Genomic DNA, 20490 nt, shown 5'->3' with positions numbered 1-20490 from the left:
GCAACGAACTTCTTGTGCGGCTTGACGGTGCCGGGCTTGGCCAGGACCTGGCCGCGCTCGACGCCTTCACGGTCGACACCGCGCAGCAGCGCGCCGATGTTGTCGCCGGCCTGGCCCTGGTCGAGCAGCTTGCGGAACATCTCGACGCCCGTGCAGGTCGTCTTGGTGGTCGGACGGATGCCGACGATCTCCAGCTCCTCGCCGACCTTGACGACGCCGCGCTCGACGCGGCCGGTCACAACCGTGCCGCGGCCCGAGATCGAGAACACGTCCTCGATCGGCATCAGGAACGGCTTGTCGAGCGGACGCACCGGCGTCGGGATGTAGGCATCGACCGCAGCCATCAGTTCGCGGATGGCGTCCTCGCCGATCTTCTTGTCGCTATCTTCAAGTGCGGCAAGCGCCGAACCCTTGACGATCGGAATGTCGTCGCCGGGGAACTCGTTCTTGGTCAAAAGCTCACGCACCTCGAGCTCGACCAGCTCGAGCAGCTCGGCGTCGTCGACCTGGTCGACCTTGTTCAAGAACACCACGATCGAGGGCACGCCGACCTGGCGGGCGAGCAGGATGTGCTCGCGCGTCTGCGGCATCGGGCCGTCGGCGGCCGACACCACCAGGATCGCGCCGTCCATCTGCGCAGCACCGGTGATCATGTTCTTCACATAGTCGGCGTGGCCGGGGCAGTCGACATGGGCATAGTGGCGGTTGGCGGTTTCGTATTCGACGTGCGCCGTCGAAATGGTGATGCCGCGCGCCTTCTCTTCGGGCGCCGCATCGATCTGGTCGTAGCGCTTGTATTCGCCAAAATACTTGGTGATCGCCGCCGTCAGCGACGTCTTGCCATGATCGACGTGACCAATCGTGCCAATGTTCACATGAGGCTTAGTGCGCTCGAATTTACCTTTTGCCATAGTCTCTTTCCTTGGACGGCCTGGGGACGGCCTGGACCTTCAGTTCAGTCGAATGCGGGGCGATTAGCGACTAAGGCCGAAAAACACAAGTGCCTTGTCGCCGAGCGCGCTCGCCCGGCCCGAACGCGTGATCCGGTTTCGGAGAATGTGGCGCGGATATAGGAACGAACAAGGGCAAATGGAATGGTTACGGCGGCGGCTGACGGCTTTGCCGGATTTACAGCCGGATCTGGCCCATTGCCGCCCTGGCGCCGGTCTGATTTCGTGGGCCGATGCATTTCATCCCGACTGCCATACGAGGCCCGCTGTTCATGGTCGTTTCGACCGGGTCCTACATCGTCAACGACACGATGATGAAACTCGCAACCGCGGGACTGCCGCCCTATGAGGTGCTGTTCCTGCGCGGCGCTGCGGCAACATTGTGGGGCATTCCGCTGCTGTTCATGCTGGGCTATGGCAAGCAGATCCCGCTGATCCTCGACGCCAAGGTTTTGCGCAGGAACCTGCTCGAACTGGGTGCGATCCTTTGCTACGTGGTGGCGCTCGCCAACATGCAGATCGCCGATTCGACCGCGCTCGGACAGATCACGCCCTTGCTGATGCTGGTCGGCTCCTCGATGCTGTTTGGCGAACGGATCGGCGGGGTGCGCCTGGCGCTGATCGGCCTTGGTTTTATCGGCGCGGTGATGGTGGCACAACCGACGATGCAGGGGATTTCGGTCTATGCCCTGCTGGCGCTAGGCAATGCAGCCCTGTCCGCGGCGCGCGATCTGGCCGGACGCAAGGTCGCCGCCGACGTGCCGGGAATGGTCGTCGCTATGTCCGCGGTGATTGTCGTGCTCGCGGGGGCCGGGGCAGCTCATTTGCTTTCCGAGCAGTGGGTGGTGCCTGAAATCCGTCACCTGCTGCTGATGGGCGGCGCCGGACTGTTCCTGATCTTCGGCCACTTCTTTATCTTCATGGCCTATCGCGTCGGGCCGACCAGCGTGGTGGCGCCGTTCTACTATTGCTTTACCGTCTGGGCGGTGATTTCAGGCCTGGTGGTATTCCGGCAGCTCCCGAATGCGCTGGCCATCTGCGGCATCCTGCTGGTGGTGGCCAGCGGGTTGACCATAGTCTCGCTCGACGAGCGCAAGCGCCGGTTGACCGTCGTCGCCTAGAGCGGAAAACGGCGCAGGGATAATCGGAGAAGCGCATGGCAGGCCCGGATAACGAGAACAACCAGAATGCAAGCAACCGCACGCTCACCGGAAAGTGCCTGTGCGGCGCCGTTCAGTACGCGGTGGCGGACGCGTTCGTCTATGCCGCGAACTGCCACTGCTCGAACTGCCGGCGCACCACCGGTTCGGCGTTCAAGCCATTCGCCGGCATCGAACGCGACAGGCTGAGCCTGACCAGGGGCGAGGACAATCTCACGATCTTCGGCGACGAAACCGGCCATGACGCGCACTGCCGGACTTGCGGCTCGTTGCTCTATTCCGTGGTCCGCGACGGTGCCTTCGTGCATGTCGCCATGGGAACCCTGGTCGACGAGCCGACCATCCGCCCGACGCAGCACATCTTCGTCGGCTCGAAGGCGAAGTGGTTCACGATCACCGACGATCTGCCGCAATACAGAGAACACGCGGTCGCCGCAGATGCCGGCGAATAGCTGACCGTTAGAAAACGCTCAACCAAATTATCGTTTCGTTTTCGCGTCGGCCGCCAACGAAACTATACTGTGCTCCGTCACTGAACTTATGTCGCGGGGATTTCTGTGGCATTGCCGCCCGACTGGTTGCCCAATGTTGCGATGAAGCGCGTCATTTGCCACTGGACGGCCGGCTCGCATTCGGCCGGCGATACCGACAGGGATGCGTATCACATACTGGTCGAGGGGAATGGCCGCCTGGTCAGGGGCCGGCCTTCGATCGCGCTCAATTCGAGCCGGGTAAAACCGGGATATGCCGCGCACACGCTCAACTGCAACGGCGGCTCGATCGGGGTTTCGCTCTGCTGCATGGCCGGGGCGGAGGAAAGGCCGTTCGATGCCGGCCGCTATCCGATGACCAGGGCGCAGTGGGACGCGATGACCACGGTTGTCGCCGAACTCTGCAAATATTACCGCATCAAGGTCACGCCCAAAACGGTGCTGTCGCACGCCGAGGTCGAAAGCAATCTCGGCATCGAGCAGCGCGGAAAATGGGATTTCACCCGGCTGCCCTTCGATCCGACGATCAGCGGCGCAAGCGCCTGCGGCGACCGGCTGCGCCGCGACGTGACGGCGGCAATGGGCGCGATGCCAAATCTGCCGGTGAGGAACGGGCGCGATGCCGCATGGCAGCGACTGCTCGAGGAATTATGGCCGATCATGGTGGGAGGGCTGGAAGCCGGCCTCAACACGCTGATCCGCGAAATCCTCAAAAGGATCAGATAGGCGGTCGGCATTCGGATGAATGCCGACGCAATTGCCGAGCGGCTTCTACAGAGCCCGCCTGCCGCTGAACTGGTGATAGGCCCACAGGACAACCACGGCACCGACCACGGCTACGATCAGGCTATAGATGTTGAGCCCGGTAACGCCCGACGCGCCAAAGGCGCTGAAGATGAGCCCGCCGACGATGGCACCGACAATCCCGAGCACGATGTCGAGCACAAGGCCTTGCCCGCTTTTATTGACGATCTTGCTGCCTATGAAGCCGGCGATGACGCCGAGAATAATCCAGCTTAATATTGACATTTTTCCTCTCCGTTCCCCGCACCCGATTACTTCCACATTATTAAGCAAAGCTCAAGCCAACTTGAAAATCATGATTACGGAAAGCTCAAACCGGCTTGAAATTCGCCATGGATGCGTCATTGTTGGAGACGGACGGGCAATTTGACATGGAGATCCACAATGGGACTGTTTGACAATGCCGTTCCCGGCGGCAACGTCGCCAAGCCGCTGATGATCGCGCTCGGCGCACTTTTGGTGGGAAAAATGCTGAGCGGTGGAAGTTCCGCCCAGCCGGAGGCGGCGCAGAGCCCTGCCCCCGTCCCGCCTGATACAACCGCATCCGCCGACGGCGGACTGCTCGGCGGTCTGGGCGGACTGCTCGACAAACTGAAGGACGCCGGCCACGGCAACGTTGCCAATTCGTGGGTCGGCACCGGTCAGAACCAGCCGATCAACCCCAGCGATCTGGGCAGTGCTCTCGGGCCACAAATCATCCAGGAGATCGCGCAAAGGACGGGCCTGAACCAGCAGGATCTGCTCAAGCAATTGTCCGCGGCCTTGCCAGGGCTTGTCGACCAGTTGACGCCGAACGGGCAGGTGCCGCAGCAGAACCAGCTCGCGTCCATATTCAGCAAATTCGCGAGCTGACGCCTGTCGCCCAACGCCGCCTGCGGTTCGGGACAACGATAACAACGATAACACAGATTAAGATGCGCGTCCGTCTGGACGCGCAACGAATACTTTGAACTATCGGCAAAGCGCTTCGCTTGGGGCTGCCTACTTCGGCATCGTGCGCGAGGTGCGCCGCGGCTTGGGGGAAATCTGGAGCGGGTAGCGGGAATCGAACCCGCATATTCAGCTTGGAAGGCTGCTGCTCTACCACTGAGCTATACCCGCGCCTTTCAGTCAAGCATCGGATCCGCTCCGACGCTCGCTCTGCGTTTCAGGGCTTCCGGGCCGGCAGTGGTGGAGAGGGTTGGATTTGAACCAACGTAGGCATAGCCAACGGATTTACAGTCCGTCCCCTTTAACCACTCGGGCACCTCTCCAGTCTGCCGCCGGAGCCATGCAACGAGGCATCGACGCGTCGCGGCTGCCTGAGCAGCCCTTCCGCGAAGCGCCTTATGGCGGCAGCGCCCAAAACTGTCAACCGCAACAGTCCGGCAAAAAGCGCTGAATCTCACGCCTCGCCCGACAAGCAGCTTATGCAGCTGTATCCATGGCCGGACGACACGGCTATAGAAGCCGGCCATGAGCAACGACAACAAATCGAAGACCCCTAAAGACGCCCACTACGCCAAGCTGCGCCGCGCGCATCGCGACGAGAAGAGCGGTGGCGCGCCTGCATTCAGGCCACGCCAGCCGGTGCCGCCCGGCGAGAACCCGGCGGATGGGCTGGTGCGGCTCTACGGGCTGCACACGGTGCGGGCCGCACTCGACAATCCGCGCCGAAAAATCAAGAAGATGCTGGTGACGCGCAACGCTGCCGAGCGGCTGGCAATCGCCGATCTTGGCGCTTTGCCCTTCAAGGCGGAGTTGGTCGAACCCAGGGACATCGACAAGGTCACCGGCTCGGATGCCGTGCACCAGGGCGTGGTGATCGAGGCCGAGCCGCTGAAACCGAAACGCCTCGATGCGCTCGGCGACACCAGGCTGGTGCTGGTGCTCGACCAGATCACCGATCCGCACAATGTCGGCGCGATCCTGCGCTCGGCGGTCGCCTTCGGCGCCGGCGCACTGATCACCACGGCGCGCCACAGCCCGCAGGAATCCGGCGTGCTGGCAAAGTCGGCTTCCGGCGCGCTCGAACACATCGATCAGATCGAGGTGAAGAACCTCGCCCATGCGCTGGAGCAGCTGCACGAGGCCGGATTCCAGACGATCGGCCTGGATTCAGACGGGCCGGCGGAGCTCGAAACGAGCTTTGCCGGAGAAAAGATCGCGTTGGTACTTGGCGCCGAGGGCAAAGGCCTGCGCCAGAAAACGCGCGAGACGGTGACGACGCTGGCCCGGCTCGACATGCCCGGCGCCATCCGCTCGCTCAACGTGTCGAATGCCGCGGCGGTGGCGCTTTATGCGGCGAGGAAGTTTTTGAGAGAGTGAATGGTGAATGGTGAATGGTGAATGGTGAGAGTGTACGTAAGTCGTGACCAATTCACTACCAACGACTCACCCATCTGCTTCTGATTACCGACCCACTATTCACTATTCACTATTCACTATTCACCCACTTCACATCCCGCCATTCGCTCCAGCGCCTTGACCAGCGCCGAATGATCCTCCTTTGACCCGCCATTCGCCGCGCACGAGTTGAACAATTGCTGCGTCGTTGAAGTGTTGGGCAGGGCGACGCCGAGCGCTTTCGCGCCTTCAAGGGCGAGATTCAGGTCCTTCTGGTGGAGTTCGATGCGGAAGCCGGGCGCGAAAGTGCGCTTGATCATGCGCTCGCCATGCACTTCCAGGATGCGCGAGTTTGCGAGCCCGCCCATCAGCGCCTGCCTGACCTTGGCCGGGTCGGCGCCGGCTTTCGATGCAAAAACAAGCGCTTCGGCGACGGCCTCAATGGTCAGCGCGACGACGATCTGGTTGGCGACCTTGGTGGTCTGGCCGACGCCGTTCGGTCCGACCAGAGTGATGTTCTTGCCAAGCTTCTCGAAGATGGGCCTAGCGCGTTCGAAGGCTTTTTCCTCACCGCCGACCATGATGGTCAGCGAAGCCGCCTTGGCGCCGACCTCGCCGCCCGACACCGGCGCGTCGAGATAGTCGCAGCCGACATCGTTGATCTTTTTTGCGAATTCCTTGGTCTCGATCGGCGAGATCGAGCTCATGTCGATGACCAGCTTGCCTCTTGTCAGCCCGGACGCGACGCCGTTCTCAGCGAACAGCACGTCGGCGACCTGCGGCGTATCCGGAACCATGGTGATGACGATGTCGGCGGCACGCGCGACGGCATCATGGCCGGTGACTGTCTTCAGGCCCTTGGCGACGAGATCGGCCGGCGGCTTCGAGCGGTGGTCGCTGGCGACGACCTGATAACCGGCGTCTAGCAGATGCCCCGCCATCGGCGCGCCCATGATGCCGAGGCCGATGAAGCCGATGGTTTCCATGTTTTTCTCCAAGTGACTATGTGAAACGCCCCCTCATCCGGCCCTTCGGGCCACCTTCTCCCCGAGGGGAGAAGAGATCGCGAACGCCGGTGCCAGCCTCTTCTCCCCAGCGGGCAGAAGGTGGCCGCGCAGCGGCCGGATGAGGGGGCCTCTCTTGCCCGCTACGCCGCCGCGCTGCCCTGCCCGGCCAGGTCCCGGAACCACCCCAGTCCGGCATCCGTCCCCGCCTTCGGCTTATACTCCGCGCCAATCCAGCCGGCATAGCCGATGCGGTCGATGTGGTTGTACAGAAAAGGAAAATTGATCTCGCCCGTCCCCGGCTCATGACGGCCGGGATTGTCCGCAAGCTGGATATGCGCGATGCGGTTGAGGTTTGCCTCTATGGTACGGGCGAGATCCCCCTCCATGATATGCATGTGATAGATGTCGTATTGCAGGAACAGGTTCTTCGATCCGACGCGGTCGATCAGGGCCAGAGCCTGGTCCGAGTAATTCAGGAAGAAGCCCGGAATGTCGCGGGTGTTGATCGGCTCGATCAGCAGCCTGATGCCGGCCTGCTCCAGCTTTTCGGCCGCGAAAGCCAGATTTTCGGCGAAGACGTCTTCCAGCACGGAGCGATCGACGCCTTGCGGCGCGATGCCGGCGAGGCAGTTGACCTGCTCGCAGCCGAGCGCATGGGCATAGGTGACGACCTTGGCAATGCCCTGCCGGAACTCCGGGATGCGGTCGGGCAGGATCGCGATGCCGCGCTCGCCCTTGGCCCAGTCGCCGGCAGGCAGGTTGAACAGGACCTGCGTCAGCCCGTTCTTCTTCAACCTGGCCGCGACGACATCCGGCGCATGGTCATAGGGGCCGATATACTCGACGCCCTTGAAGCCGGCGCGGGCGGCGGCATCGAAGCGGTCGAGGAAGTCATGCTCGCCAAAGAGCATCGAAAGATTGGCTGAAAACCGTGGCATGGCAGTAGTTCCTCATATGCGGCTTAATCGAGCATGACGATCGCCGTGGGGGCATCTTCGTGATGTTCGGCTAGCTCCTCGAATTCGGTGATCTTGTCGATTTCGGTACCCATCGAAACGTTGGTGACGCGCTCGAGGATGAATTCGAGCACCACCGGAACCTGGTGCTCGTTCATCAGGCGCTTTGCCTCTTCGAAGGCACCGGCGAATTCCCCCGGCCGGCGCACCCGGACCGCCTTGCAGCCCATCGCCTCGGCAACGGCGACGTGGTCGACGCCGTAGCCCGCCTCAGGCTCGTCTTTCCGGTTGACGTTCTCGAAGGCCAGGCTGACTTCGAAGTCCATCGAAAAGCCGCGCTGCGCCTGGCGGATCAGGCCGAGATAGGCATTGTTCACGACGACATGGATGTAGGGCAATCTGTGCTGTGCGCCGGCCGCCAGTTCCTCGATCATGAACTGGAAATCATAGTCGCCGGACAGCGCCACGATGGTGCGGTCCGGATCGGCGGCGCGAACACCGAGCGCTGCCGGCAGCGTCCAGCCGAGCGGGCCGGCCTGGCCGCAATTGATCCAGTTGCGTGGCTTGTAGACGTGCAGGAACTGCGCCCCGGCGATCTGCGACAGGCCGATCGTGGTGACATAGGTGATGTCGCGGCCGAACGCCTTGTTCATCTCCTCGTAGACGCGCTGCGGCTTCAGCGGGACCTGGTCGAAATGGGTCTTGCGCTTCATTGTCTTCTTGCGCTGCCGGCATTCGCCGGCCCAGCCCGACCAGTCGCGCAATTTTCCGGCCGTCCTCCACTCGGTGGCGACGTCGAGCAGCATTTTCAGCGCCGCACCGGCGTCCGAGACGACGCCGAGGTCCGGCGCGAAGACGCGGCCGATCTGCGTCGGCTCGATATCGACGTGGATGAATTTCTTACCCTTGGTGTAGACGTCGATCGAACCGGTGTGGCGGTTGGCCCAGCGGTTGCCGATGCCGAAAACGAAATCGGCTTCGAGCATCGTGGCATTGCCATAGCGGTGCGAGGTCTGCAGCCCGCACATGCCGGCCATCAGGCGGTGGTCGTCGGGGATCGCACCCCAGCCCATCAGCGTCGGAATGACAGGCACGCCGGTGACCTCGGCGAACTCGATCAGCAGATCGGACGCATCGGCGTTGATGATGCCGCCGCCGGCGACGATGACAGGCTTTTCCGCCGCGTTCAGCATCGTCAACGCCTTCTCGGCCTGAGCGCGCGACATTGCCGGCTTGAACGGCACCAGCGGCTCATAGGCATCTATATCGAACTCGATCTCGGCCAGTTGCACATCGACAGGCAAATCGATCAGCACCGGCCCCGGCCGCGACGAGCGCATCAGATGGAACGCTTTCTGCAGCGCCATCGGCACCAGATAGGGTTCCATGACGGTAACAGCCCATTTGGCGACGGGTGCGGCGATCGCCGCAATGTCGACGGCCTGAAAATCCTCCTTGTTGAGACGCGCGCGCGGCGCCTGCCCGGTGATGCAGAGGATGGGAATTGAATCGGCAGCGGCCGAATAGAGGCCGGTGATCATGTCGGTGCCGGCGGGACCCGAAGTGCCGATGCACAGACCGATATTGCCCGATCTGGCGCGGGTAAACCCTTCGGCCATATGCGAGGCCGCCTCGACGTGACGCGCAAGGATGTGGCGGATACTGCCCCTCGCCTTCAGTGCCGAATAGAGCGGGTTGATCGCAGCACCCGGCACGCCGAAGGCACAGGAGATGCCTTCCTTTTCGAGAACGAGAACCGCTGCGTCGACTGCGCGCATCCTGGCCATGTCAGCCTCCACGGAATTGTTGATAGCCTATGATGCCAGCGCACCAATGATTTTTCAATTTTTTCAGAATATTTTTTCATTTCTAGAAAACGGCTCTTGTGAGTTGAATTGATTTGACTTTCTGTTTTCTACGAATCGCTTGGCAAATCGGTGAAAAACTTTTTCATTGCTTGTTGGGCGAACAGAGCGAAGAATGGCCCGATGGAGACCACCGAAAAACGCCAGCGCGGCCGGCCGCGCGCCTTCAACGGGCCGGCCGAGGCCGCCTCGGTGCAGTCGCTGGACCGGGCGCTGCGCATCCTGGCAATCGTCGCCGATGGCAGTGGCCTGTCGCTGAGCGAGATCGCCGCCAGTTCCGGTCTGCCGGCATCCACCGCCTACCGCATGCTGACGACGCTGGAAAACCACGGCATGGTCGAGTTCGACGGCCCTGACCAGCTGTGGTCGATCGGCGTCGAGACCTATCGCATGGGCGCGGCGTTCCTGCGCCGCCGCAAGCTGGTCGACCGCGCCCGTATCGTCATGCAGGAACTGATGGAGAAGACCGGCGAGACCGCCAATCTCGGCGTCGCCGAGGACGATTGCGTCGTCTTCGTCAGTCAGGTCGAGACGCACCAGGCGATCCGCGCCTTTTTCCGGCCGGGCACGCGCAGCCCCTTCCATGCCTCGGGCATCGGCAAGGCGGTGCTGGCGCATCTCGAGCCGGAGCGCGTCGCCACCATCCTGCGCCGGGCCGGGTTGGAGCGCTTCACCGAAAATACGCTGTCCGACATCTCGGCGCTCGCCCGCGACCTGGTGACGATCAAGCTGCGCGGCTGGTCGGTTGACGACGAGGAGCGGCATCCGGGCATGCGCTGCGTTGCCGCCGCCATCTTCAATGAATTCGGCGAGCCGATCGGCGGCGTTTCGGTCTCCGGGCCGACAGTACGGGTCACGCCGGAACGGCTGGCCGAGATCGGCCCGCTGGTGCACGATGCGGCGGCGGAGGTGACGAGGATGATCGGCGGCCTGCCGACCCCTCCCGGCCTTGGCAGCGAGCCGAGCGCATGGCAGCGCTGACCAGCGCCGAATGGTGCGACATCTGCCAGGATGGCCAGAGCTAGCCCCCGGGCACCGCGCTCTTGGTCGATAGGTCGTAGAAATCAAGCAGCATCGCCAGCCCAACTCCGCAGGCGGTGAAGATGAGGCCGGCAATGAAGATACGATTGGCGCGTTCATAAACGCGCCGTTGTAGAGACGTTATGTCGAGCAGCAACCGCAGCGCTCGTATCTGCAGGGCAATGCCGATCAAAATCGGCACGACGGCGGCCAGGTGATAGATTTCCCACGGTATCGGGTTGGCGGCCCAATGCGTGATGAAGCCCAGCGAGAACGCCAGCAGGATGCCGACGGTGGTGATTGTGCCGTTGCGGAAAATTGTCTCGATCGGCTCTTCGTTCGGATCTTGCTCGCCCAAGCGCCCTCTCCCCTGTTTCGGCTCGGTGCAGATTAGGCTGTTGGGAAATCGCTGTACATCGGCAAGAGTGTTGGCGAATGCTGAAGCGGCATCCGATCTCGCCTTAAGTGGACGATGTTCGACAGGACAGAGAGGCTGACGGAGCGCGGCTTTATTCCAGCTTGGGTTCCTCGCCCCACGGAAGTGGGGAGAGGTGGCGCGGCGAAGCCGCGACGGAGAGGGGACCGCGCCCTACGAAGGCCCCCTCTCCGGCCGCGGAGCCTGTCCTCGGGCTTGCCGAAGGCAAGACCCGTAGGCGGCCACCTCTCCCCCGCTTCGCGGCGGGCGAGGAACCCAGGTCCTAAGAGGTCGGAGGAACAACCCCTCTGCCCTGCCACTCAGACACACAGAAAAAGGGGCAGTGGGGTGCCCCTTCTTCCGGTTGCCTGAAACGGTCACCTCCTCCCAAGCTGGCATAGTGGCCCTCAAAGCCAGCAGCGATGGCGATAGCCGTCGTAGCCGACATAGGTGTCCGAGTACGGGTCGTAGCTCTGGTAGCGATTGAGGCAGCGCCGGACGTGCCACGAGCCGCCGCCTTCCTCGATATAGACGGTGCGCGGCTGGGCCAGCGCGCTGCCGAGCAGGAAGCCGCCGACACCTGCGGCAATGCCGATGCCGAGGTGCTTGTGCTTGTGATGGGCGGCCGACGGCTGAACGGTGCCGACCAGCATGGCGGCGGCGACAGTGGTGGCGACGAGGCCGGAAACGATGGTGCGCTTGAACATGACGATCTCCTTGTTGTGGGAGGCGATCCAACCGCCTCTTGACCATCAGTCGTCGCAACAAGGAAAAAGGTTCGAAGGTCCTTTTGGATTTTTTTCGAAGGGAGAAATCGCGCGGTCTGATGCGCGACCACGAACGGTCGCGCCGTCGACAGTTCACCGGAACAACCGGCAGGCCTCAGCCCATGCCGGTGATATGGCGAAGCCAGAAGGCGAGCGCGATGAAGCCGATGATGGTGGTGACGCCGGTCCAGTCGATATTGGCGTGCTTCAGGTCCTTGACGAGCTTCACCAGGAGAACCCAGGCCACGACGACGAGCGGGAGAATGATGACAAACCTGATCATGCGACTGCCTCGCTGATGCAATTGCACCTTCGATCAATATAGGAAGCGAATTGGCCGTTTTCAGGACGCCTTGGCGGCAGAACCGGCGCGTTCGCGGCGACCGAAAACGGAGTTTTGTCTTTACTGGCGCGGCAAATATGGTAACCGGAGCGCCGTGCCCTTGTAGCTCAGCTGGTAGAGCAGCGGTTTTGTAAACCGAAGGTCGGCGGTTCGATTCCGTCCGGGGGCACCAGTACGGGCTTCTTGAGACCTCCGGGGCGCTTGATATCTGCTCATCCCCGATATCCACAGGCCGGGGCCGTCAGGATCGGTAGCACATCAGCTTCAACGCATATATTCCCTAGCGGAAACCATAGTTCCCTAGCGGAAAACCTAGGAGTCTTCGTTGGAGCAGAAACGCACGACCGCCCCCTTCATCAACGGCATATTTGGCGGATTTATCGTCTTCGCCTTCGCGTTCGGTTTCCGTTTCCTGCTAAGTCCCGATCCCGATCCAACATCAAGAGCAACGACAAGCCTTTCAGTACTGGCCTTCGCCATTTGTTTCGGCGCAGCCTTCCTCCGCGAGCACCGGCGCCAGATTGCCGCCGCCAGAGAATATATAAGCCGCCCAAGATCGTATTAGGGGCGTACGTGTCGGGACCGTCCTCGTCGGGTCACCAGAAACTTCCGTGAAATTGCTGGCAAAATCTGTCGCCAGACAACGAGTTAGCATCTCATATCTAGAGACGCTGAGCCAGGGCGTGACTTCGCGGTTGCAGAGCCGTCATTTCGGCCCTCTCTCCCGGCCTCGGCCATCTCGTACCATTCGATTAAATTGCTCCTGTGTATATTAGCACTCGCTCAATTAAGCGCGCCGACAATGTCGGTGCGGCGGGCCAAAAACCAAAGGGTGTTGTCATGCGAAGTGATTTCGCCGCGGCGCGCGAGCTTTTGGAGTGCGCACAAAACCGCCTCTGCGGCGCGGATGAAACGAGCCGACGCGTCAACGAGGCCCTCGACGCGCTGATTGAAGAAATAGCCATCGCGGAATTCCGCAAGGCGCCACTGACGGTCGTGCCGTTTCCGCGAGCGCGGCCGCCTAAGCATGTTCGGTAGAGCGCTGATCGCCCGCGTTGACGAAGAGCCGGCAACTGGTGTTTCCGCAATCGCCCGTTGGAGCGTCGTTGAACGACCAAGCCTTTGACGATAGAGTTGCCGGGCAGTGGTGCTCTGAAACTCCGGAGCCGATCCATGTCACGCTGTGGAGATGTCTACGAGAACAAGGTGACCGGCGAATATGCGGTCATCCTGCGTGGTACCGAAGACCGCGGCCAGGGACCTGGCATCGCTCATCTGACCGCCCGGCCGGGAGCCGCAGTGGTGGGCGAGCACTTCCACCCGAATCTGACGGAACGGTTTACCGTCCTCCGTGGCCGTCTCGACGCTTGCATCGCCGGGAGCACTTTGTCCCTGGGGCCTGGCCAATCCGCCACGGTCGAAGCAGGCGTCGCACATGATTGGTGGAACAGCAGCAAAACCGAAGAAGCGCATGTCCTGGTCGAAGTCGACCGGGCGCCAGGTGCGGACAATGTCGACCCGAACCGTTTCGAGCTGCTGATCGGCATGCTCTTCGGCCTGGCCAATGCCGGCAAGGTAGACAGAAAAGGTAGACCTTCGCCGCTTCAGGCAGCAGTCATCGCCAGGGAATTTGCCGACGTGATCGTCTTCACGCACCCGCCACCTTCGATTCAGCGAGTGGCGCTGGGGATCCTGGCGCCACTCGGCCATCTGCTCGGCTATCGCGCGATCGACCCGGACTACTGCAAGCCGCACGGGCATGTCACGCCGGCTCCTGAAATCCTCGCTAGAGCAGGCCTAGTAGCCGGATGATCCGGGTCCATATTGGGCGCCCGGCATTTTTGTCGGCAGCCATACATAGGACTCGCGGCAAGCTCTATGAAGCACTCGCGACATGACCGGATATGGCGACCCGGTCGAACGTGTTTCTCACCCTGACCGACTTGTAGACGTAGGCGACCCAGATGCCGGTCAGGACAAAAGAAACTGCGGGCATTACCAGCGCATCCCCTGCAAGCACCAAGCTCACAGGAGCGCTCATAACCGCTGAGATCCATACCGCGTCCAGAATAAACACGATTGGTATTGCAAACCACTGATACAGGAATAGCTGCTTGAAGCGGGAACTCCGCCGGAGCATTGCAACGAACACAATCACCGGGAGCACCAGAAACGCCAGCAAGAGGGCAACCTCGCCGTAGACCGCCAAAGTGCCATTCGGGAGCGTCATGAGCTGTCGGTAGCCTTCACTCGATGAGCCCAATGAGACGAGCGTGCGTAGCGGGGAGAAAGCCTGAAGGATCGCCAGCAGCATAAGCCAGCCTCCGAAACCTACGAGAGCCGAAGGATCCTGTAATGGCTTTGCGGCTGACCGAACGGCAAAGAAAACAGGCACGCCGATCAGCAGCAGCACTATAGCCCAATGCCAGATGGAAATCTGCATCCAATCCCTCCCTTGATACCCTTTTAGGTTGTATCAGATTTCAACCTCAACTCAAGAGGCAACATCGAAAGGAAGCGCTGCTTGCAAGACCCGTCAACACTATATTTCTGGCACGATGCTATTTCCGGCAGGATGCTGCCATGTCGCGAACTCTGATCGTCGTTGGTCTCAGCATAGTCGCCATAGGCCTGCTGTGGCCTTGGTTGGCCCGGACCGGCCTTGGCAGGCTGCCCGCCGATATCGTGATCGAGCGTGAGAACTTCAGGCTTTATGTCCCTATCACCACGGGGATACTGGTCAGCATCGTGCTCTCGGCCATTCTATGGCTGATCAACCGTTAGGCGATGCTCCGGCTGCGGCGATTTGTGTTGCAGGCCCTACTCGCCCTTGATCTTCTTACACTCCGATCGCCGCCACCAATATCCTGTTCTGCCTGCGTATCGCCGTGCGCAGTTCGGCAATCCTCGCCTCCTCGCGCTTCACGAATTCGATGAACATCATGTTCATGTTGTTGAAGATGAGTTCGCCGAGCGCCGGCCCGTCGATGTCGCGGCGCACCAGGCCGAGCGCCTGCAGGCGGACGATCAGCGCGCGGATTTGCTCGGTCAATGCCCGGTCGAGCGCGGTATAGGCCTGGCCGAACGGGCTGTCGGGCAGCTGCGTCGAGATCGCCATCGCCTGCCGCCACATCTCCTTGCTGAGATAATGCAGCGAATGTTCGATATAGATGCCGAGCAGCGTATCCAGCGCGTCGCCGACATTGGCCGGCGGGTTGGCGACGACGCCGCGCCCGGCATTCAGCACCTCGTTGACCTCCAGCGAGACGATGGCGCCGAGGATGTCGCCCTTGTTCTGGTAGTAATTGTAGATCGTGCCGACCGAGACTTCGGCCTGCGCCGCGATGGTCTCGATCTTGGCGCCTTCATAACCGGCATCGCGGAATAGGTCCGCTGCCGCCTCGATGATGCGGCGGTGCCGATCCGCCTTCTGCCTTGCCCGCAATCCGCTCATAGCGGCTGTTTGCCACAAAAACAGAATTGACTCAATTTTAGAATTGGTTCAATTTTTTGCCACAAGCCAAAAAGGCAAGGGAGAACACTCGATGCCCATCAAGCTGAAGACCCCCAATCCAATTACCAGGAACCCGCTTTCCGTTCTGAAGAGCCATCTCCAAGGCGCGTGCGCCGCGGCAGCACTGCTGCTGGCGGCTGGCAGCCTCGCTCAGGCGCAGGACCTGAACGCGCTGATCTGGTGCGATCACGCCGATCCGGCGCTGTTGCAGCCGTTCGAGGAGGCGAACGGCGTCAAGGTCAATGTCAAGGAGTTCGAAGGCACCGGCGCCGGCCTGGCCATCGTCGATCAATCACAGCCCGGCGACTGGGACGTGATGGTGATCGACAGCATCGACGTACCGCGCGGCGTCGAAAAAGGCCTGTTCGAGCCGCTACCGGAAGACAAGCTGCCGCTGGTCGACCTTTTTCCGCAGGTGAAGATGGATAGCTCCACCGTCGTCGACGGCAAGCGTTACGGCATCACCGAAAAGTTCGGCTACAACACGATCGGCTACAACAAGACCAAGGTCGACCCGGCCGACATGCAGTCGATGGCCGCGCTGACCGGCGACAAATACAAGGGCAAGATCGCCATCTACGATTATTACCTGCCTGTCATCGGCATGGCCGCACTGGCGATCGGCAAGAAGACTGCCGAGCTGACCGAAGCCGACCTTCCCGCCATCAAGGAAGAGCTGCTCAAAATGAAGGCCAACGCCAAGCTGGTCGGCGAAGTGACCGCCAGCCAGACGGCGCTGGCGACCGGCGAGGTCGACATTCTGGTCGGCGGCGGCGAATGGGTGACGGCGGGGCTGGCCAAGGAAAACCCTGCCCTCGACTTCTCTATCCCGAAGGAAGGCGCCGTGCTGTGGTCGCAGTCGCTGGCAATGTTCAAGGATTCCAAGAACAAGGAGCTGGCGCTTAAATTCATCCAGTACATTATGAGCCCCGAAGGCCAGGCGCGGCTCGCCACCTCGTCCTGCTATTGGGGCATGCCGGCCAGCAGCAAGGCGGCGTTGAGCGACGAGCAGAAGAATATCCTGCGCTTCGACGAGCAGCCGGAATTCCTCGCCCGCGCCCAGTCCTATCCGGCGCCGAACGCGGATCTCGACAAGAAGATGCAGGACGTCTGGACCGAAATGCTGCAGGCGCAATGACCGGCTGCCGGTCGTGAACGCCGTCAACAGCGGGCGTGCCCTGCCCTGGGCGCTGGTCGCGCCGGCGCTCGGCTGGACGTTGCTGTTCTTCGTGCTGCCCTTCGTCGCCATGGCGGTATCCAGCCTGACGGCACATGAAGGCGGCGGCTTCACGCTGTCCAACTACAGCCAGTTCTTTGCCAATCCGTCCTACTGGCAGGCGATGGTGAACTCGCTGCAGGTCACAGCGATCGTCACCGTGATCTCGGTGCTGCTTGCCTATCCCTTTGCCTGGATCCTGGCCGAGCAGGTGCCGGAGCGCTGGCAGCGGCTGGCGCTGATGCTGGCGGTGCTGCCCTTCTGGACCTCCTATGTCGTGCGCTCCTATTCGTGGCTGCTGGTGCTGGCGCAAAACGGCGTCGTCAACCGCGCGTTGACCGGCTCCGGCCTGTTCAGTGAACCGCTGCAGCTCGCCAATACTCGGCTGGCCACAATCACCGGCTTTGTGCATTTCTTCGTCATGCTGTTGACGCTGACGATCTTCGCCAATCTGAAGCAGCTCAGCCCCAGCTACCGCAAGGCCGCCGCCGACCTCGGCGCCGGGTCGCTGCGGACTTTCCTGCATGTCGTTCTGCCGCTGACGCTGCCTGGCATCATGGTCGGCGCCTTCCTCACCTTCGTGCTATGCATCGGCGACTACATCACGCCGCAGATCCTCGGCGGCAACAATGAGCTTTTGATGCCGCAACTTGTCATGATGCAGATCGGCCGGCGCGGCGACTTTCCGCTCGCCTCGGCGCTGTCGATCATCCTGATGGCGGTGGTCACCATTGCCTATCTCGCCTGCGCCCGCTGGCTGAAGATCGAGCGGGCCTGACCATGCGCGCTCTCATCCGCCTTGTCTCCGGCCTTTACGCCCTCGCCATCTACGGCTTCATCTTCTTGCCGGTCGTCGTTCTGGTGCTGTTTTCGCTGCAGGCAACCTCGTTTCCGATCCCGCCCTTCACCGGGCCCTCGCTGCGCTGGTACGAGGCCGTGCTCGCCGACACGCGGCTGACTTCGGCTCTGGTCAATTCGCTGCTGGTGGCGGTCGTCTCCTCGGCTGCCGCCGTCACGCTTGGCTTTCTCTCCGCCTGGGGTTTTGCGCGCTTCGCCTTGCCGGGCTCGGGCCTGATGCGCGGGCTGATCACCTTGCCCCTGACCGTCAGCTATCTCATCATCGGCATGGGGCTGCTGGTGCTGTTCAACTGGGCCGGCGTGCCGAAGTCGCTCATTGCCGCCGGCATCGGCCATGTCGTGATCAACCTGCCGCTCTGCTTTGCCATCGTCTACAGCCAGATGGGCGACCACCAGATCAATATCGAGCGCGCCGCGCGCGACCTCGGCGCCCCCGAATGGAAGGTGCTGCTGCTGATCACCGTGCCTGTCATGGCGCCGGCCATCTTCGCCGGTTTCTTTCTGTCGATGACCTTCTCCTGGGACGAATTCGTCATTTCGTTCCTGTTGACGCGCTTCGATACGACGCTGCCGGTCGAGATCTGGAACCTGCTCCGGTCCGGTCTCAATCCCAAGACCAACGCCGTCGGCTCGCTGGTCTTCGCCGTCTCCATCGTGCTGGTGGTATTGTTCGAGCTGATGCTGTTGCGGAGGAAGCCGGCATGACCGCGCCACTGGTCGATATAAGCTCCGTCTCGCATCGCTTCGGCCAGCATACCGTGCTGAAGAACGTCTCGCTGACGATCGAGGCGGGCAGCTACACGATCCTGCTCGGGCCGTCCGGCTCCGGCAAGACGACGCTTTTGTCCATCCTCGGCGGCTTCGTCACGCCGAGCGAGGGCAAGGTGCTGATCCGCGGCAAGGACTGCACTGCCGTGCCACCGGCGAAGCGGCCGACGACGACCGTGTTCCAGGATTATGCGCTGTTTCCGCATATGAGCGTCGGCAGCAATGTCGGCTTCGGCCTGCGCATGCGGGGTGTCGATGGCGCAACCCGGGCAGCAAGGGCACGCGAGGCGCTGGCGCTGGTCGGGCTCGCCACTGCCTTCGACAAGAAGCCGCACCAGCTTTCCGGCGGTCAGCGGCAGCGCGTGGCGCTGGCGCGCGCCCTGGTGGTCGAGCCGGCGGTGCTCCTGCTCGACGAGCCGCTCGGCGCGCTCGACCTGAAATTGCGCCGGCAGATGCAGGATGAATTGAAGGCGATCCAGAAACGCGTCGGCACCGCCTTCATCCACGTCACCCACGACCAGGAAGAGGCGATGGCGCTGGCCGATCATTGCGTGGTGATGAATGACGGGCGCATCGAGGACGAAGGGCCACCCGAGCGCGTCTATGCACGGCCGGCGACGCGCTTTTCCGCGACCTTCATGGGCGAAAGCACGCTGTTATCGGGAACGGTGACCGAGGCAAAGAGCGCCAAAATCACCGTCACCACGAAGCTTGGGCCGCTCTCGCTGCCCGGCACATTGCCGGTCGGCTCGACCGTTGCGCTGGCCGTCCGCCCGGAGCATCTTGTCCTCGGCGCTGCCGGCGGTGCTGTGGCGCTCGGTACGGCCAAGGTCAGCGACGTCGTCTTCCAGGGCAGCTTCAAGCGTGTGCTGGGGACCTCCACGACCGACCCGGCGCTGCACTTCATCGCCAAGGTTCCCTCGGCATCGGCCGTCCAGCCGGGCGACGTGGTCGCGGTATCGTGCGATGCTGGCGACATCATCCTGCTTGCGGACTGAACATGAGCACGCTTCCAACCATCGACGCCGGCCACTGGTACGAAACCATCCGCATGGGCGATGGCGTGACGCTGATCCACGAGCCGTGGATCAAGCCGTTCTTCCGCTGCAACATCTGGCACGTGCGCGGCCGCGACCGCGATCTTCTGTTCGACACCGGCCTTGGCCATTTCAGCCTGCGCCGCCACGTGCCGCTGGTCACGGAGCGCAAGCTCACCTGCGTGGCCAGCCACACGCATTTCGACCATATCGGCTGCCATCACGAATTCCCCGACCGCTGCGTGCACCCGGCCGAGGCCGGGATCCTCGCCGACCCGCGCAACGAATGGACGGTTGCCGACCGCTATGCCACCGACGAGATGTTCGACGGCATGCCGCGAGGCTGGGACACGAAGCGCTACCGGATCCTGCCCGCACCAGCCGGCCGATTGCTCGAGCAAGGCGATATCCTCGATCTCGGCGACCGTGCCTTCGAGGTGATCCACACGCCCGGTCATTCACCCGGGGGCATTGCGCTCTACGAAAACAGGACAGGCATCCTGTTTTCCGGCGACATCGTCTATGACGGCCCGCTGATCGACGACGTCTATCACTCCAATATCGACGACTATGTCGAAACGCTGCTGCGCATGCGCGATCTCGCTGTCTCGGTCGTGCATGGCGGCCATTTCCCGAGCTTCGGCAAAGTCCGCTATCGCCAGCTTGTCGACGAGTATCTCGCGCAAAAGCGCCAGGCCGGCTGCCATCTGTTGCAAGCCCGATAAGCACTGGCGCTGTGGCGTCAAAGCGCCCTTTGCGGACAGGGTGTCCCCGCCGCGTCGCCGCAGCGTGAGGCCGTGGGCTCGGGTCTAAAGCTCTTTTCCTCCGACTGGCGCACCAGTTCCGCGAAAGCCAGGGCAAAACTTGCCAGCATCAGGAAGACAATAATCAAGCGTGCCAGCGGCAATAGATCGGCCTCGACTGGTTAGCCCCCACGCCGCCCGTCCGCTGCCGGCTAACATGATCGATATGGCTTTACGAGAGTTTAAGGCGA

25 protein-coding genes and 3 tRNA genes are annotated in these 20490 nt (G+C 62.1%); 16 read left to right on the top strand and 12 right to left on the bottom strand.

All coding sequences use genetic code 11. From position 1 onward, the window contains the following. Positions 1 to 911 (bottom strand): elongation factor Tu (tuf, locus tag NKI58_RS24455; RefSeq protein ID WP_352699883.1); only part of this gene is annotated, 911 nt, incomplete at its 3' end. 272 nt (positions 912 to 1183) lie between these two features. Here tuf and NKI58_RS24450 point away from each other — a divergent pair. The 3 genes from NKI58_RS24450 to NKI58_RS24440 all read left to right on the top strand — a co-directional run bounded on the left by NKI58_RS24450 (position 1184) and on the right by NKI58_RS24440 (position 3327). Further along, positions 1184 to 2071: a DMT family transporter gene (locus NKI58_RS24450; protein WP_352787449.1), complete on the top strand. Its 888-nt coding sequence runs from the start codon at positions 1184 to 1186 to the stop codon at positions 2069 to 2071. A 35-nt stretch (positions 2072 to 2106) separates the two neighbouring features. After that, on the top strand, positions 2107 to 2562 hold the full coding sequence (locus NKI58_RS24445) for a GFA family protein (protein WP_352685036.1): 456 nt from the start codon (positions 2107 to 2109) through the stop codon (positions 2560 to 2562). A 105-nt stretch (positions 2563 to 2667) separates the two neighbouring features. Continuing rightward, positions 2668 to 3327: an N-acetylmuramoyl-L-alanine amidase gene (locus NKI58_RS24440; protein ID WP_352685038.1), complete on the top strand. Its 660-nt coding sequence runs from the start codon at positions 2668 to 2670 to the stop codon at positions 3325 to 3327. 45 nt (positions 3328 to 3372) lie between these two features. On the opposite strand, the gene NKI58_RS24435 is transcribed toward NKI58_RS24440, so the two are convergent. Then, positions 3373 to 3630, bottom strand: coding sequence for a GlsB/YeaQ/YmgE family stress response membrane protein (locus NKI58_RS24435; RefSeq protein ID WP_023680431.1), 258 nt, complete (start codon positions 3628 to 3630; stop codon positions 3373 to 3375). A 159-nt stretch (positions 3631 to 3789) separates the two neighbouring features. Between NKI58_RS24435 and NKI58_RS24430 the strand changes: the two genes are divergently transcribed. After that, positions 3790 to 4257, top strand: a complete 468-nt coding sequence (locus tag NKI58_RS24430) for a YidB family protein (RefSeq protein ID WP_023680430.1) — start codon at positions 3790 to 3792, stop codon at positions 4255 to 4257. Positions 4258 to 4432: 175 nt separating this feature from the next. Here NKI58_RS24430 and NKI58_RS24425 read toward each other — a convergent pair. Both NKI58_RS24425 and NKI58_RS24420 read right to left on the bottom strand, forming a co-directional pair. Continuing rightward, positions 4433 to 4506: transfer RNA gene (locus NKI58_RS24425), tRNA-Gly, on the bottom strand. Positions 4507 to 4573: 67 nt separating this feature from the next. Then, positions 4574 to 4658 (bottom strand) — tRNA-Tyr (locus NKI58_RS24420). Positions 4659 to 4860: 202 nt separating this feature from the next. Between NKI58_RS24420 and NKI58_RS24415 the strand changes: the two genes are divergently transcribed. Continuing rightward, the gene (locus NKI58_RS24415) at positions 4861 to 5712 is read left to right on the top strand and encodes a TrmH family RNA methyltransferase (protein ID WP_352787443.1); all 852 of its coding nucleotides are present in this window, start codon (positions 4861 to 4863) and stop codon (positions 5710 to 5712) included. A 116-nt stretch (positions 5713 to 5828) separates the two neighbouring features. Here the strand turns inward: NKI58_RS24415 and NKI58_RS24410 are convergent, their stop codons facing one another. The 3 genes from NKI58_RS24410 to gcl all read right to left on the bottom strand — a co-directional run bounded on the left by NKI58_RS24410 (position 5829) and on the right by gcl (position 9480). Beyond that, entirely contained in the window at positions 5829 to 6716 is an 888-nt protein-coding gene (locus tag NKI58_RS24410; RefSeq protein WP_023680428.1) for a 2-hydroxy-3-oxopropionate reductase, read from the bottom strand. Positions 6717 to 6877: 161 nt separating this feature from the next. Beyond that, positions 6878 to 7675 carry a hydroxypyruvate isomerase gene (gene hyi / locus NKI58_RS24405; protein WP_352787438.1) on the bottom strand — a complete coding sequence of 266 codons (798 nt, stop codon included), beginning with the start codon at positions 7673 to 7675 and terminating at the stop codon, positions 6878 to 6880. Positions 7676 to 7698: 23 nt separating this feature from the next. Beyond that, on the bottom strand, positions 7699 to 9480 hold the full coding sequence (gcl, locus tag NKI58_RS24400) for a glyoxylate carboligase (protein ID WP_352570927.1): 1782 nt from the start codon (positions 9478 to 9480) through the stop codon (positions 7699 to 7701). 201 nt (positions 9481 to 9681) lie between these two features. Between gcl and bhcR the strand changes: the two genes are divergently transcribed. Further along, positions 9682 to 10539: an HTH-type transcriptional regulator BhcR gene (gene bhcR / locus NKI58_RS24395; protein WP_023680425.1), complete on the top strand. Its 858-nt coding sequence runs from the start codon at positions 9682 to 9684 to the stop codon at positions 10537 to 10539. Positions 10540 to 10579: 40 nt separating this feature from the next. Here bhcR and NKI58_RS24390 read toward each other — a convergent pair whose 3' ends face one another. From NKI58_RS24390 to NKI58_RS24380, 3 genes are all read right to left on the bottom strand, one after another. Beyond that, a complete protein-coding gene (locus tag NKI58_RS24390; RefSeq protein ID WP_023680424.1) occupies positions 10580 to 10936 on the bottom strand; it encodes a hypothetical protein in 357 nt (118 codons plus the stop codon). Positions 10937 to 11400: 464 nt separating this feature from the next. After that, complete coding sequence (locus tag NKI58_RS24385; protein ID WP_023680423.1) at positions 11401 to 11700, bottom strand: BA14K family protein; 300 nt, start codon at positions 11698 to 11700, stop codon at positions 11401 to 11403. Between the two features lie 175 nt (positions 11701 to 11875). Further along, entirely contained in the window at positions 11876 to 12043 is a 168-nt protein-coding gene (locus NKI58_RS24380; protein WP_023680422.1) for a hypothetical protein, read from the bottom strand. 156 nt (positions 12044 to 12199) lie between these two features. Between NKI58_RS24380 and NKI58_RS24375 the strand changes: the two genes are divergently transcribed. The 4 genes from NKI58_RS24375 (at position 12200) to NKI58_RS24360 (ending at position 13915) form a co-directional block, all read left to right on the top strand. Further along, positions 12200 to 12275, top strand: a tRNA-Thr gene (locus NKI58_RS24375). A gap of 153 nt (positions 12276 to 12428) precedes the next feature. Beyond that, positions 12429 to 12668 (top strand): hypothetical protein, encoded by a 240-nt coding sequence (locus tag NKI58_RS24370; protein WP_156937488.1) that lies wholly within the window; start codon positions 12429 to 12431, stop codon positions 12666 to 12668. Between the two features lie 275 nt (positions 12669 to 12943). Next, on the top strand, positions 12944 to 13141 hold the full coding sequence (locus NKI58_RS24365; RefSeq protein ID WP_084641813.1) for a hypothetical protein: 198 nt from the start codon (positions 12944 to 12946) through the stop codon (positions 13139 to 13141). Between the two features lie 135 nt (positions 13142 to 13276). Continuing rightward, positions 13277 to 13915: a cupin domain-containing protein gene (locus NKI58_RS24360; protein WP_352570926.1), complete on the top strand. Its 639-nt coding sequence runs from the start codon at positions 13277 to 13279 to the stop codon at positions 13913 to 13915. A gap of 64 nt (positions 13916 to 13979) precedes the next feature. Here NKI58_RS24360 and NKI58_RS24355 read toward each other — a convergent pair whose 3' ends face one another. Further along, positions 13980 to 14546, bottom strand: a complete 567-nt coding sequence (locus NKI58_RS24355; RefSeq protein ID WP_352787428.1) for a DUF2569 family protein — start codon at positions 14544 to 14546, stop codon at positions 13980 to 13982. Positions 14547 to 14686: 140 nt separating this feature from the next. Between NKI58_RS24355 and NKI58_RS24350 the strand changes: the two genes are divergently transcribed. Beyond that, on the top strand, positions 14687 to 14887 hold the full coding sequence (locus tag NKI58_RS24350; protein ID WP_352787425.1) for a DUF2905 domain-containing protein: 201 nt from the start codon (positions 14687 to 14689) through the stop codon (positions 14885 to 14887). A 55-nt stretch (positions 14888 to 14942) separates the two neighbouring features. Here NKI58_RS24350 and NKI58_RS24345 read toward each other — a convergent pair whose 3' ends face one another. Continuing rightward, positions 14943 to 15557, bottom strand: coding sequence for a TetR/AcrR family transcriptional regulator (locus NKI58_RS24345; protein WP_352570924.1), 615 nt, complete (start codon positions 15555 to 15557; stop codon positions 14943 to 14945). Positions 15558 to 15648: 91 nt separating this feature from the next. Here NKI58_RS24345 and NKI58_RS24340 point away from each other — a divergent pair, with 91 nt between their 5' ends. From NKI58_RS24340 to NKI58_RS24320, 5 genes are read left to right on the top strand one after another with little or no spacing between them, the layout of a single operon-like run. Continuing rightward, positions 15649 to 16755 carry a polyamine ABC transporter substrate-binding protein gene (locus tag NKI58_RS24340; RefSeq protein WP_352724703.1) on the top strand — a complete coding sequence of 369 codons (1107 nt, stop codon included), beginning with the start codon at positions 15649 to 15651 and terminating at the stop codon, positions 16753 to 16755. A gap of 13 nt (positions 16756 to 16768) precedes the next feature. Beyond that, on the top strand, positions 16769 to 17611 hold the full coding sequence (locus NKI58_RS24335; RefSeq protein WP_352724704.1) for an ABC transporter permease: 843 nt from the start codon (positions 16769 to 16771) through the stop codon (positions 17609 to 17611). A gap of 2 nt (positions 17612 to 17613) precedes the next feature. Next, complete coding sequence (locus NKI58_RS24330) at positions 17614 to 18396, top strand: ABC transporter permease (protein ID WP_352755283.1); 783 nt, start codon at positions 17614 to 17616, stop codon at positions 18394 to 18396. Beyond that, positions 18393 to 19457 (top strand): ABC transporter ATP-binding protein, encoded by a 1065-nt coding sequence (locus tag NKI58_RS24325; protein ID WP_352787419.1) that lies wholly within the window; start codon positions 18393 to 18395, stop codon positions 19455 to 19457. The genes NKI58_RS24330 and NKI58_RS24325 overlap by 4 nt, the downstream gene beginning before the upstream one ends. Before the next feature lie 2 nt (positions 19458 to 19459). Beyond that, on the top strand, positions 19460 to 20221 hold the full coding sequence (locus NKI58_RS24320; RefSeq protein ID WP_352787417.1) for an MBL fold metallo-hydrolase: 762 nt from the start codon (positions 19460 to 19462) through the stop codon (positions 20219 to 20221). Positions 20222 to 20490 lie beyond the last annotated feature (269 nt).

The organism is Mesorhizobium sp. M0522, assembly GCF_040321085.1.
Taxonomy (GTDB): domain Bacteria; phylum Pseudomonadota; class Alphaproteobacteria; order Rhizobiales; family Rhizobiaceae; genus Mesorhizobium.
This window is presented reverse-complemented; position numbering and strand designations above follow the sequence as displayed.